This is a genomic window from Arthrobacter sp. A5, from assembly GCF_051131705.1.
Taxonomy (GTDB): Bacteria; Actinomycetota; Actinomycetes; order Actinomycetales; family Micrococcaceae; genus Arthrobacter_M.
The window spans coordinates 3486525-3499585 of the sequence record NZ_CP180316.1 but is presented as its reverse complement, the minus strand read 5'-3'; the positions used below and the strand labels follow the sequence as shown (position 1 = coordinate 3499585).

The 13061-nt window shown below is 60.7% G+C and carries 7 protein-coding genes and 1 pseudogene; 5 read left to right on the top strand and 3 right to left on the bottom strand.

The window, feature by feature from the left end:
• Positions 1-407 precede the first annotated feature (407 nt).
• Positions 408-1786, top strand: a pseudogene (locus tag ACLLJI_RS16505) (glyceraldehyde-3-phosphate dehydrogenase).
• Between the two features lie 442 nt (positions 1787-2228).
• On the opposite strand, the gene ACLLJI_RS16500 reads toward ACLLJI_RS16505, so the two are convergent.
• The 3 genes from ACLLJI_RS16500 to ACLLJI_RS16490 form a co-directional block, all read right to left on the bottom strand.
• Positions 2229-2750: a hypothetical protein gene (locus ACLLJI_RS16500; RefSeq protein ID WP_434614499.1), complete on the bottom strand. Its 522-nt coding sequence runs from the start codon at positions 2748-2750 to the stop codon at positions 2229-2231.
• A 1369-nt stretch (positions 2751-4119) separates the two neighbouring features.
• Entirely contained in the window at positions 4120-4548 is a 429-nt protein-coding gene (locus ACLLJI_RS16495; protein ID WP_434614497.1) for a cupin domain-containing protein, read from the bottom strand.
• Positions 4549-4744: 196 nt separating this feature from the next.
• Positions 4745-6235 (bottom strand): PucR family transcriptional regulator, encoded by a 1491-nt coding sequence (locus tag ACLLJI_RS16490; protein ID WP_434614494.1) that lies wholly within the window; start codon positions 6233-6235, stop codon positions 4745-4747.
• Positions 6236-6486: 251 nt separating this feature from the next.
• On the opposite strand from ACLLJI_RS16490, the gene ACLLJI_RS16485 reads away from it, so the two are divergent.
• The 4 genes from ACLLJI_RS16485 to ACLLJI_RS16470 all read left to right on the top strand — a co-directional run bounded on the left by ACLLJI_RS16485 (position 6487) and on the right by ACLLJI_RS16470 (position 12385).
• Entirely contained in the window at positions 6487-8001 is a 1515-nt protein-coding gene (locus tag ACLLJI_RS16485) for a purine-cytosine permease family protein (RefSeq protein WP_434614491.1), read from the top strand.
• A 214-nt stretch (positions 8002-8215) separates the two neighbouring features.
• Positions 8216-9181, top strand: coding sequence for a zinc-binding dehydrogenase (locus ACLLJI_RS16480; protein WP_434614488.1), 966 nt, complete (start codon positions 8216-8218; stop codon positions 9179-9181).
• A 204-nt stretch (positions 9182-9385) separates the two neighbouring features.
• Positions 9386-11476 (top strand): acetate--CoA ligase family protein, encoded by a 2091-nt coding sequence (locus ACLLJI_RS16475; protein ID WP_434614485.1) that lies wholly within the window; start codon positions 9386-9388, stop codon positions 11474-11476.
• 90 nt (positions 11477-11566) lie between these two features.
• Positions 11567-12385 (top strand): enoyl-CoA hydratase/isomerase family protein, encoded by an 819-nt coding sequence (locus ACLLJI_RS16470; RefSeq protein ID WP_434614482.1) that lies wholly within the window; start codon positions 11567-11569, stop codon positions 12383-12385.
• Positions 12386-13061: the final 676 nt, after the last annotated feature.

The following is a 13061-nucleotide window of genomic DNA, read 5'->3' as shown; positions in this document are numbered from 1 at the left end:
GCGAGGACCGTTGCCCTTACCGCAAACCCGGGCTCTGCGCTCGCTGACCTGGCTGACGCCGTCGCGGTGGTTCCAGCCCAGCAGAAAACTGATCTTGGCTCCGGTGCTGGCAGCCAGGTAAGTACGGTCCGCCACCGACTAGCCCATCTCCTTCGAAAAGACCGACGGCACACGAGGGTGGCAAACTTGGCCGGCTCTTCGACCAAGACAAGGGGTGTGAGGGCATTTTTGAACATCCGCTCAGGATCTCATCGGGCCAAAACAGCACGGCGGCACAACCTGAGCAAGGAGCCGCCAGATTCCTGCAGTCCCTGGAGCACCTCGGGAGCTGAAGCTCAAACAGATCCGACCCTTTTTGGAAAGGCAGCCCGATGCTACAAAACTCAGATTCTAGTCTTGATAGGTGGATGGACAGGGAGGCCCTCGCCGAGGCCATGATTCCGGTGATCGGCCGGCTGTACCGCGAAAACAACGTGGTGACCAGCATTCATGGCCGGAGTTTGATCAACGTGTCCACTATGAACATCCTCTAGGCGCATCGCTTCGCGCGCAGGATCAGTAAGGACGAATTGCTCCTGGAGGAGACTGCCCCTTTGCTGAACACATTGGCGCAGCTGAAGCTGGGCTCGGCCGCGATCGACATCGCGCGCCTGAACCAGAAGTTCAAGGAAGAGGGCAACGGTGCAACCCTCGAGGAATTCCTTCGTGCCGAGCTCACCGAGATCGTGGGCAAGAGCGGCGGTGACGACCGTACCAGCACCGACGTCGTGCTCTACGGCTTCGGCCGCATCGGCCGGCTGCTGGCCCGCCTCCTAATCGAAAAGACCGGTGGTGGCCATGGCCTGCGCCTGCGCGCCATTGTGGTCCGCCGCGGGTCCGACAACGACCTTGCCAAGCGTGCCAGCCTTCTGCGCCGCGACTCGGTTCACGGTTCCTTCGAGGGCACTATCCGGATCAACGAGAATGCCGACATCATCACGGCCAACGGGGTCCAGGTGCAGGTCATCTACTCGGACAACCCTGCCACCATTGACTACACCGCCTACGGCATCACGAATGCCCTGTTGGTGGACAACACCGGCCGCTGGCGTGACGCTGAAGGACTGTCCCAGCACCTTCAGAGCAAGGGTATTGCTCGGGTACTGCTGACCGCTCCGGGCAAGAGTCAGCTGAAGAACATCGTCCACGGCATCAACCACGGCACCATCGAAGACACGGACCAGATCGTGTCCGCGGCGTCCTGCACTACGAACGCCATCACTCCGGTCCTAAAGGCCATCAATGACAGGTTCGGCGTGATCCACGGCCACGTGGAAACTGTCCACTCGTTCACCAATGACCAGAACCTGATCGACAACTTCCACAAGGGTGACCGGCGCGGCCGCTCCGCCGCGCTGAACATGGTGATTACCGAAACCGGTGCTGCCCAGGCAGTGGCCAAGGCGCTGCCCGAACTGCTGGGTAAGCTCACGGGCAGCTCCATCCGGGTCCCCACTCCGGACGTTTCCCTGGCCATCCTGAACCTCAGCCTCCAAAACGGAACCACCAAGGACGAGGTGAACAACTACCTTCGTGAGATGTCACTGCACTCGGACCTGCGCAAGCAGATCGATTACATTGACTCACCCGAGGTGGTCTCCACGTCTGGTACGACAACGAGTTCGGTTACAGCTGTCAGGTGGTCCGTGTCATGGAGGAGATGGCCGGCGTTAACCGGCCGTCGTTCCCCGTGACGGATGTCGTTCAGGAGGCCATGTCGGTGCTTGCCGCCCTGGGATCGGCCTAGCATCCGTCCGCCTCCATCGCTCATGGAACAGGGCGGAACTCTTCAGGAAAAGCTTTTGGCATGCATTCACCTGCGCGCCAAAACTCACAAACCACGGTGTCAACACTAAGAATGGTATGTGGGTGCCGGGGGCTGTTGCCTGTCCCGCTTTGTCAACTGACCGTCGTGTCTTCGTTTGGATCTGTCGGCAGTGGTTCCCGGTATCTATACAGGTATTAACACGCACAAGGACATCCATGGGGCGGCGGTCATCGACCATCTGGGTCAGCTGGTGGCAACCCAGTCCTGCGGCATTATGCCGATTCATATTTGGATTTGTGGAACTGGATGCGGTCCTTCGGCGTGATTGCGGCCGTCGCTGTCGAGGGCACAGGCTCTTACGGCGCAGGAGTGGCACTCTACCTCACGTCACGGGGCGCAGTGGTCAAAGAAGTGAACAGCCCTAACCGAGAGTCAGCCGATTTGCCAGGGACAGACCCATGAATATGCATCCTCCGGCAAAGCAGCCGAATCCGGCCTTGAAGCGGGGAGAGTCCACTTTGGGCAGGAAACGCAGATGGTTTGCTGCTGGCTCGCCGCAGACCCAGATGATGAAGCCTGAACCTGCCCATAAGAACAGCTGCATGCCTGGCTGATTGGCGTGGGCGGGAGGCAGAAGGTGGTTCGTTGCGTCGACGTGGCTGCTTCTGAAGCCGACGACGACGGCCGTCGCCGCCACAGCGACGGCCCACCGTCCGCGCACGAGGTGGTGCCGCCGTCGTACTCTGTCCGTAAAAATGGCGAGCACCGTGGCGGTGTGAAATTGCCAGAAGCTGATCAACATGGCGATCACGAAGACCAGGCCGATATGGTTGCGGCCGCCGATTAGCGGGTCCGTTGCGTCGTAGACGGTGGGGATGAAGAGAGTGCATGCGACCGCGGCGAAGAACGTCGCGCGACGGCGGACATCGACCAAGATCCGCAAGTTCTCTGGGCCTGGGATTCCGCAGTACACCCGCATATGCTCAGACATAAGTTCGCAAGGCATCCCTTGGAACGGCTCGTCCGTGACCAGGTCCCCGCCGGAACTCACCGGGTCCGAGGTGGAGCTATTGGGTGGTGTTGAGCGCAAGATTGTGTGCTGCCCTCTCTGCCGCGGCTCAAGGTAACGCAGCTTCCGCAGCAGCTGTCGTGAACCAGTTGCTGTGGGAACAGGATGTCCGGCAGTGCTTGTCGGCGCATGCCCGGGGCCCTAGCAATTTGACTTTTCCACCTCGAACGCCTCAACCGCCGAGCGATGGGCTAGTGACTTCATCGTTGCGATCGCCACGCTCCTTGGCAGCGCCGAGGCCGAGCACCTCAAACCCTGTGGGGCGATCAGATTGATCCCTTTTTGCCGATCCAATATTGACCCCTGGCGAGGACCGGGGCGGCGTGGCGGTTGGCTCTTGCCGGTCACCGGAACCAACGCATCATATCCGCCGCCCGGGCACATTCGATGAATGTCGAATTGCAGTCGTGGGGCTATATCCGCTCCCAAGCCGCCACCTGCACCTCATGCTCGCGTTCCCCAATTGCCGCTATTTTGAACAGGCCATGCCATTGGAACGGATGGAGTACGCCGCGCTTGACCCGATCCGCATAGATTCCAACGGACTTGTGAGGGCATCGGACAAGCCTGGATTAAGCGTTGACCTTGACTGGGAACTGATCGAAAAGCAGGCCTGGTCAGATACACGCTCCGATAACACCGGAGCTGTCCTGCTGAAAGCGGGGCCCTACCATCAGTTGGTAGGGCCCCGCTTTCAACTTCACTGGACAAATCCCGGCGAATCCTTTCGCCGCCACCAGAAGCGAACGAGCCCTCAGGGAAGATCAGGCAGCGGACCTGAAAAACGGAACCGAGCCACCGATCCAATTCATGTGGCTCCGGCATGTAGAATGGCGACGAGGAACTCGCCGTCTCCTTCGACGACGGGCCGGCGATGCGAGCCTCCGTAGATCTGTCCTACGGTGAAACCTACATCCTTCAGAGACTCCTGCAGCGCTGAACATCCGCTGACGGATGAACCTCTATCTCTGCAAGCGCGTAGCCGGAGTGATGGGCACATGAGGCTTCTAAATCTGGGTGGTGCTGCCTGGCTTGGTTATGAGGTTGCCCGCCAAGCGCTTGAGCGAGGGCAGGAGGTCATTTGCCTTGCCAGAGCAGCGTTATGGCTGTGACAAACATTTCTTCCTTATGTCTAGGGGTTTTCGCCTTTAACCGCCCCGCCCTGTTCGTCTCTCCTATTGAGACGCTGGACGTTCGCAAACGACGTTGTTCATGTGTTTGCCGCAAACATCGAAGAGAGTCCCTATGCAGGCCTATTCGCGGAAAAGGTTGCACGTGCGGCCTGTGCCAGCTTGGCGGAGCCGAAATTCGAATAGTCCGCTGTCCCCGGGTTTCCCCAGACGACCAGTAATTTGAGCGGCCCGTCGCCGGTATTGCGCAAATCATGGCTCGTCCCAACGCGGGCTAGCACCGAATCTCCAGTAGCTATGTCGAAGGTCTCGTCATCGACGCGCATGCATCCAGTACCTTCTATGACGATGTAGATCTCCTCCAGCGGGATGTCGTTCTCCGTATGGGCATGCATACCTTCGAATCCGCCCGCTGGGATTTCCCAGGTCTGCACCGCGACCGGCAACTCCGATTGGCCATAGAAATGCCATTGGATACGCACTGGCGAACCTTCGTGGAGCTCATAGCCAAAGTCATGGTCACCGGATCGTTCAAGCATCATAGTTCCTAGGTCCATTGTGGGTTATCCACGGGTAGCCATCTGGAGTTGGGTGGAATGGTTCTGTGAGCGGGTTCCAGGACGACGTTTCCACAGAGAATAGCAGACGCCAGGGGACGCTTGGAGCCATAGACCAAAATCGGTTCAACATGGCGGCCATGTCCCGCGGCCACATGGGGGTATTGATTGGGTCTGGTCATTACGGATTCTTCTCCTCGCCGATAACGCGGAGTGCGAGCACCGCTAGCCACAGCTCAGCGATGTCTGCGGTGCTGGCCAGCCGGCGGCCGCTGAGGGACTCGATCTTGTTCAGGCGGTAGCCGAGGGTTTGCTTGTGGATGTTCAAGACGGTGGCTGCTTGTTTCCATGAGCGGTCGCAGGAAAGGTAGACCTCGAGGGAGTGAACGAGTTTTGTTTCATGCTCGCTGTCGTAGTCCAAGATCGTGCCCAGCACCGTGCGGACCAGGTCGAGGGCCTCGGTGACTGTTCGCGGGAGGAACGGCGGGTGTGTGCTGGCGTAGTCGACGTGGCCTCCCCCTTGCGAGCTTGCGCTTTCCAGCGCCCATTTCGCGGCGCGTACTCCGTCGTTGATGTGAGTAATTGCATGAATGACGTCGGAGGTCCCGATCGCGAGGGACGGGCTGAGAAGATCAACGAGGGTCGGGATGTCCTGACGGCGGAGCAGGATGATCTCGTGTCCGTTGTCCTCGGTCATGAGATAAGGGAAGTCCTGGTCCATCAGTAGGTGGTCGGGGGCGAGGTATCCCTCTGGCAGGGCTGCGGCGACAAGTCCATCCCTGAAGAGGCCATATTCCTTGAGCTGCTGGGTCGCGGACTCGCTGTCGAGCCGGCCATCGATCAGCTGGCGCATCAGATCCGAGGAGCGTTGTCGCCGTATGTCGTAGGCGACACTTAGTCGCTCGATCTCTATCGCGATCAGGTTCACTACGTGCAGAACGGCAAAAGGGTCCATCCGATGCGCTTCGTTGTCGAAGACGACGAGAAGGGCCGCTCGACGGCTGCTGGGTACCGGGAAGCAAGTCACCGACTGCTCTTCCAAATCGATATGTAGGCGGCCCGGAAGGCGCTTGACGTCTGGCGTGGCCTGGGCAACTATCGCCGCACTAACGCGTGGGTCGACCGGTTCGGGGGTGGGGAAGATTGGTGTGCCTGACGTGGCGTCGAGCACGTAGACCCGGTGTCCGAGTTCATCGGCGATCCGGCCAAGCGGCAAATTTCGGGAAGTGTTCGCAGGGTCGCTCAGCACAGTGCTTAGACGGGACAGCCTGCCCAGACGATGCAGTTGTTCGTGCTGGTTGGCGCTGGCTACTGCACGCGCAATGACGGAGTAAGGGGTCGCGTTGCCGGAGCGCAGCACCGGGAACGAGAGTTCGTCGGCGGCCTTGAGCATCGCTTGGGTGATTCTGGGCATTGGCGGTTCACCATGCACCACCATCCCGGCGACGCCTGCCTGTGCGAGCGTGCGGATGAACATGGCCTGCTGTTCGGCCCTGCGTGGTACGCAGTACCCGATGGTCAGGAGTAGTTCTTGCGGCCCAAGCCAGTCCCAGGGGTCTGGCATCTCGCAGGCGTGAGCCCACACCACCGGCTGGTCCAAGCCCTCGGCTCCGGCAAGCAGGTCGGTAGAGATTTGAGGAATCTGCAGCAGCTCACGCAATGACAACGACATGTGGCTTTTTCATCCAATCTTGACCAGAAAAATCACCGCCGGTGATGTTCTCAACAGTTCCTGCACGTGCTCGGAGGATCTCATATCGAAACACTGTCTGGGGAGTTTTTATCATACTCCAGCACAGTGCATCATTGGCTGTGTTGATGCCTACGATGTGATCTACACCACGGCGTGATTGCGTTGGAAGCGATCATCGTTACCCTCCACCGGTCGCGTAGTTTCGTGGTTTTACTCGAAGGGAAAAATCCATGACTATGCCAGATTTTGGGCCTCACGTCTCGTCGCTCGACGGCGATCAGGTTCCCGCTGACGGGCGTCTTGACCTGTCACCACCCTTGGGGCGGATCGCTCAGGTCGAATCCCGGTCCATCGACTACGTTCCGCTGTCGGAGCGGCATGGAAAGGTTTGGCACCTCTTTCCGGTCTGGTTTACAGGCGGCGCGCAGTTGGCAACCGTTGCGACCGGGGTCATCGGTGTAAGTTTGGGAGCAAATCTGCTGTGGTCGATGATCGCGATCGTCGCCGGGTGTGCCTTCGGCACGTTCTTCATGGCCTTTCATTCGACCCAGGGGCCCCAGCTCGGCCTTCCCCAGATGATCCAGTCACGACCGCAGTTCGGTTACATGGGGGCGCTGGTAGTATGGGTCGTTGCGCTCGTCAGCTATGTCGGGTACAACGTGTTCAACCAGGTGCTCGCCGGTCAGGCGATGGAAGACATCGCGCACGTGCCGCCGATTGTCTCCTATGTCGTGTTCACGGCGCTGGCCCTACTGCTGGCTATCGCCGGTTATGACTGGATCCACAAGGCCCAGCGCTGGCTGTCTTTCCCGCTTGTCGCCGGCCTTCTGGTCGCCAGCGTTGGAGCCCTCATTATGGTGCGTCTACCGGCGAGCCAGTTCGATCTGGCCAACTTCCAGGTGACGCCCTTCCTCGCCCAGTTCATCGCCGCGGCCGCCTACCAGCTCAGCTGGGCCATCTACGTCTCGGACTACTCCCGGTACCTGCCCCCGACCGTCCCGATCCGGTCCACCTTTTGGAGCACCTACACCGGCACGCTCCTCGGCGGGGCGTGGGTCATGCTGCTCGGGGCCGTCGCCGCAGTGCTAAACATGCAGCTCGACGTGGTACCCGCGCTGCGTGCCCTCGGAGACCACGTCTTCCCGGGCTTCGGGACTCTTCTGCTGCTCGCTACCATTCCTGGCCTGATTACGATCTCATCGCTGAACTTCTACGGCGGGTCCCTGACTCTGTTGAGCGTCAAAGACTCGATCAAGAAGCTGTGCCCGACCACTGCGGCCCGGATCACGGCACTGGTAATCATCGCCGCCATTTGCTTCGTTCTCACCCTGACCGCCACTAATAACTTCCTGAGCAACTTCAGCAGCTTCCTGGGTTTGTTGTTCTACCTGCTGACTCCGTGGACGGCGATCAACCTGATCGACTTCTACGTGGTGCGCAAGACGCACTACTCGATACGGGAGATCTTCAACCCACGGGGAATCTACGGGCGGTGGAGCTGGCGGGGACTGCTCGCGTACGGAGCCGGATTCGCCTGCATGATCCCGTTCTTCAGTACCTCGTGGTTCACCGGACCTGTCGCGCACGCGCTCAACGGCATGGACCTGTCCGTTTTCATCGGTCTGCCCGTCGCGGCCGGCGTATACCTGATCGCCTGCATATCGCTGGACACGACAAAGGAGGCCCAGGAAGCCTTGGCAGCCGACGCCCTGATGCTCGCTGAAGGCGAACTCGACGACCTCTAGTCCGGGTTATTCCGCCCTCCAGATGACGACTGTGGCACGCCATCCGCATCCTTGAAAACCGACGTTTGCCCCACCGGGTAAGGAAACCCGATGGCTGACATCGTGCTGTATAGGACCGAGTCCATAAAAGCGGGAGCACTTCAGATCGCCAGCGGATTTCAACCGTTTCTATAGCAAGACCACTTCAATAAAATCTAGGGAAAGGCCCCTTCTCATGCTTGCTGCTTACGCCAATGCCATTAATGCCAACGATCCTGTGTCGGGTCTGGTTGTCGCCGACCGGCCCGAACCCGAACCACGTGAAGGCTGGACAACTGTCACCGTGAAGGCGGCGGCGTTGAATCACCATGACCTGTGGACCCTGCGAGGGGTGGGTATTCGCGCTGATCAGCTGCCCATGATTCTCGGCGGGGATGCGGCCGGCATCGATGAGGAAGGCAACGACGTCGTAGTGCACGGCGTTGTCACCTCGCCGGGCTGGGTCGGAGATGACACCCTTGATCCGAAGCGGTCGCTGCTGTCGGAAGTCTACGACGGCACCTTGGCGGAAAAGATTCTGGTGCCTCGACGCAACCTGGTGGCAAAACCGGCCTCCTTGTCATTTGAAGAGGCCGCTTGCCTTCCGACCGCGTGGCTGACTGCCTACCGGATGCTGTTCATCAAGCTCCGGCTTGCGCCTGGATCAACGGTTCTGGTTCAGGGAGCTGGTGGCGGGGTGGCGACGGCTGCGATCTCGTTGGGGAAGGCCGCGGGCCTGCGTGTTTGGGTGGTGGGCCGCAGCGCCGCCAAACGTGAAGCTGCTCTTGTGCTCGGGGCCGACCAAGTATTTGAGTCCGGCGTACGACTGCCTGAACGGGTGCACGCCGTCATTGACAATGTCGGGGAGGCCACCTGGGCGCACTCATTGAAATCCCTCAAGCCAGGGGGTGCGATCGTGACGTGCGGGGCGACTAGTGGGCCCAATCCGGCCGCGGATCTGAATCGTCTCTTTTTCCTGCAGTTGCGGGTCCTGGGATCAACGATGGGCACCCGTGGCGAGCTCGAGCAGCTTCTGTCGCTGCTGGACACCACCGGTCTGCGCCCGCAGATCGACTCGGTCCTTCCGCTGGCCGATGCCGCGCTTGGACTGAAGAAGCTCGACAGTGGTGATGTTCAAGGAAAGATCGTGATTATCCCCTAGCAGACCATGGAGGTTGCGGAGGATTCCGGGCACGGCCTCCGCCATCTTTGGATTCCTGCCACCGACGCTAGTGCAACTGCCTCAGGCCGGCTGAACTGGCAGGCCTGGGGTGGATGAACTGAGATGCTCGCCTGACCGCTTCTGTCCGTCCTGGCCACTTGACCAATCAAGGCTAAACACCCCGCTTTAGATGGAGAACTTTCGATGACCCCCGCCGCCAGTACCCCGCTTGTTTATCGCAGGAACCTTGCTGCGCTATTCGATCCAACCTCGATCGCCATCGTGGGAGCGAGCAACGATCCCGGGAAGTATGGAAATTGGCTTGCCGTGCGCGCGTTGCGGGACAGCGCCCGCCGCCAGGCCCATCTCATTAACAAATCCCGGCCGACGATTCTAGGTCATCCCGCCGCCCATAGCCTGGCCGCACTGAAAGGCCAGGTTGATCTTGCGGTGATCGCTGTACCCGCGGCTGGTTTCGACGAGGCCGTGGATGACGCCATCACCGCCGAAGTCAAGGCAATCGTGGCGATTACCGCGGGCCTGGGCGAAACGGGCGCTGAGGGACTGGCACGCCAGGACGCGCTCGTCGCCCGGCTCAGGAGGGCAGGAATCCCCATGCTGGGCCCGAACTGCCTTGGCGTGCTGGACAACACGACAGGACTCGATGCCACAGTCAACGATTTCCGCCCCGGCTCCGTAGCGATCATCTCCCAGAGCGGGAACGTTGCGATTGACCTGGCCGAGCACCTCTGTGAACAGGGACTCGGAGTGTCCCGCTTCGCGAGTTTGGGTAATTGCGCGGACCTTGACGTCGCCGACCTCATCGACAGTTGCGTCGATCACGAGGGGACCTCCGCCATCGCAGTTTATTGCGAGGGGTTTAAGGACGGTCGTAAGTTCGCTGCTGCCGCCGCCCGCGCCGCCCGCGCCGGCAAGCCCCTCGTTCTGCTGTCCGTTGGCCGCGGTGCAGCATCCACCCGCGGGGCGGCCTCGCACACCGGGTCCCTCGTCACCTCACATGTTGTCCTCGAAGCCGTCTGTGAGGCAACAGGTGCCGAACTCGTTTCCAGCCCACTGGAAATGGCAAACCTTCTCCAAGCCTTGGTGCGCACCCGGCCCCCCGCCGGATCACGTGTGGCGGTATTGTCCGACGGCGGCGGCCACGCTTCTCTGGCAAGCGACAGCCTCGAAGAAGCCGGGCTGCAGGTCGAAGAATTTTCCCACGACCTCTCGACGCAGATCGCCGGCGAACTCCCACCCACCGCCGGGATTTCAAACCCCATCGATATCGCTGGTGGTGGCGAGCAAGACATTTCCTGCTTCGCACGGGTCGTGAAACGACTGGTAGCCAGCTGCGAGTCGGACTCAATCCTCATGACCGGATTTTTCGGCGGCTACAGCGACTATGATCCCTCAGTCCTGGATGGTGAGGTACAGGCCGGCCGCGACATCGGCTCCCTCGTGGCCGGGTCGGGGGCCAGCTTCGTGGCCCAGACCATGTTTTCCGACTCGGCCCCGGTGGTTGCGCTCCGTGAGAGCGGGATTGCCGTCTACCGCAACGTTGAGCACGCGTCGTGGGCGATGAGCCGACTGGTCCGCAGGCACCAATTCGCCCCTCAACCGCTACCGGTGCTTCCGGCACCAACAGCAGCTCCGCTGGTGGTGACCGGATACGGCAGGGCGCGCCGTGCATTGGCGGCAGCGGGTATTCCTTTCAGCCCTGCATCGGAGGTCACCACCCTTCACGAGCTCAAGGCCGCAGCCGCCAACCTTCACTACCCACTGGTCCTCAAAGCCTTAGGTGATGAGCACAAATCCGACAACGGCGGGGTCATATTAAACATCCCCGACCTTAACGGGCTACTGACCGCGTGGCACGATGTGCGGGCTCGACTCGCACCGCCGAGCTGCTCGATCGAGGAGATGGCTTACACTGACGGGGCGGTCGAACTGATCATTGGTGTCCGTCGTGACCCAACCTTTGGCCCGATCGTGCTCGTGGGCGTCGGAGGTGTCTACACAGAGCTGCTCAAGGACACCCGGTGCGCACTGGGCCCCATCACCACCGAGCAAGCCAAGGAGCTGCTCCTCTCCCTCAGGGGCGCCGCCCTCCTCACCGGATTCCGGGGGAAACCGGCGGTTGCCATCGATAAAGCCGCACAATTGGTCGCGACCCTGTCACGCTTCGCAGCCGAGCATCCCGAAATCGACGAGATTGAATGCAATCCGATCGCGGTCACCCCCACCCGGGCACTCGCCCTCGACGCACGCATCATCCTCCACCAAACAGCCTAGCCTCAAGCCGACGAACCATCCCTAGGAACCCTCGACATTCCCGCCAATGTCCAGGGACCTGCCCCACAACCGACGAAGGACCGGAATCAAATGTCTGATGTAGTGCTCTACGAAACCAATGGGCCCGTTGCCACGATCACCCTTAACCGCCCCGAGAAGCTCAACGCCATCAATGCCGACATGCTCGACGAGTTCGACAAGCGGATCACCCAGGCGACTGCTGACGACTCGATCAAAGTCGTCCTCATCGCCGGAAGCGGGCGTTCATTCTCCGCCGGCTTCGACATGACCGACGAAATCGAGAGCGGGACCGAGACGCCACTTCAATGGCTCCCGGTGCTGCGTCGGGACTCAGAGGTCAGCATGCGTTTGTGGTCCCTGCCCAAGCCCACCATCGCCGTAGTGCAGGGACACTGCCTCGGCGGGGCCTGTGAAATCGCCATGGCCTGCGACATGGTTGTCGCAGCCGATGATGCTCAGTTCGGCGAGCCCGAAATCCAATACGGGTCCGGACCGGTCACTCTGCTCATGCCCTTCGTGCTCGGCCAGAAGAAAACCAATGAACTACTCTTCACAGGTGACACGATCGATGCCGGACAGGCCCTCCACCTTGGTCTAGTCAACAAGACCGTGCCCCGGGAGGACCTCGGCTCGGCTGCACTTGAACTTGCCCTGCGCATCGCACCAACCCCCCTTCCGATCCTGCAACTGACCAAGCAGGCACTTAACCGCGCCTACGAAGCCAAAGGACTTCAAACCGCCGTCAAGGCAAACATCGACATCTCGGCCATGATCAACGGAGCGAACACCCCCGAACAACAGGAATTCGACGCGGTAGCCTCTGCGGAGGGCCTCAAAGCGGCACTCGCTTGGCGCGACGAACGCTACAGCAGCGCTTCCAAATCCTGAAACGGGTAAGCCCAGGGCTCCAGACGAAGGGGACCTCTTGGTCGGGCTCCTAATAAGTCATGTCCGCCCATGCGTTTGGTGCAGGCCAACGGCCGGCGGACGGCTCCCGGAAAGGACAACCGCGGAGGGTGCCAGCCAGGAGGCGAGTCTCGGCCGCCAAATGGCCTAATACCATCATCACCCTCGGGAGTCCGGACTGCCCCGCAAAGCGATTGTTATTTCAGGCGGCAGACGATCCAACGATCGTGGTTTTCTGAGTGCCAACGGGACGACTGCAGGCTGGTTGTGCCTGAACCAGAAGCTGCTGTCACCCGGTGAAGATCGCCCGTGATGCCGGAGGTTCATGAGTTGGCTGTGTGGCTCGGATCCGTATTTCAGGTCATCTGGCTGATCTTCCCTGGAGGCTCGTTCGCTTCCGGTGGCGGCGAGTGGATTCGCTGGGATTTGCCCGGCGAAGCTGAAAGCGGGGTCCTACCAACTCATGGCAGGGCCACGCATTCAGCGGGACAGCTCCGGTGTCATCGGAGCGTGTATTTGACCAGGGCCTGCCTTTCGATTAGTTCCCAGTCCAGGTCAACGCCCATAGCCCCCGCGGCAGGGCTCGACGCCCCGCCTGGCGACGACTGCTCTCATGAGGCGTTGCCGTCGGAAGGGCCCGACTCCCAGGACGCTTGAG

Bases quoted from the DNA above. Each gene is read 5' to 3' on its own strand.
- ACLLJI_RS16480 (WP_434614488.1), top strand. From the start codon at position 8,216: ATGCTTGCTGCTTACGCCAATGCCATTAATGCCAACGATCCTGTGTCG.
- ACLLJI_RS16470 (WP_434614482.1), top strand. From the start codon at position 11,567: ATGTCTGATGTAGTGCTCTACGAAACCAATGGGCCCGTTGCCACGATC.
- ACLLJI_RS16485 (WP_434614491.1), top strand. From the start codon at position 6,487: ATGACTATGCCAGATTTTGGGCCTCACGTCTCGTCGCTCGACGGCGAT.
- ACLLJI_RS16495 (WP_434614497.1), bottom strand. From the start codon at position 4,548: ATGATGCTTGAACGATCCGGTGACCATGACTTTGGCTATGAGCTCCAC.
- ACLLJI_RS16490 (WP_434614494.1), bottom strand. From the start codon at position 6,235: ATGTCGTTGTCATTGCGTGAGCTGCTGCAGATTCCTCAAATCTCTACC.
- ACLLJI_RS16475 (WP_434614485.1), top strand. From the start codon at position 9,386: ATGACCCCCGCCGCCAGTACCCCGCTTGTTTATCGCAGGAACCTTGCT.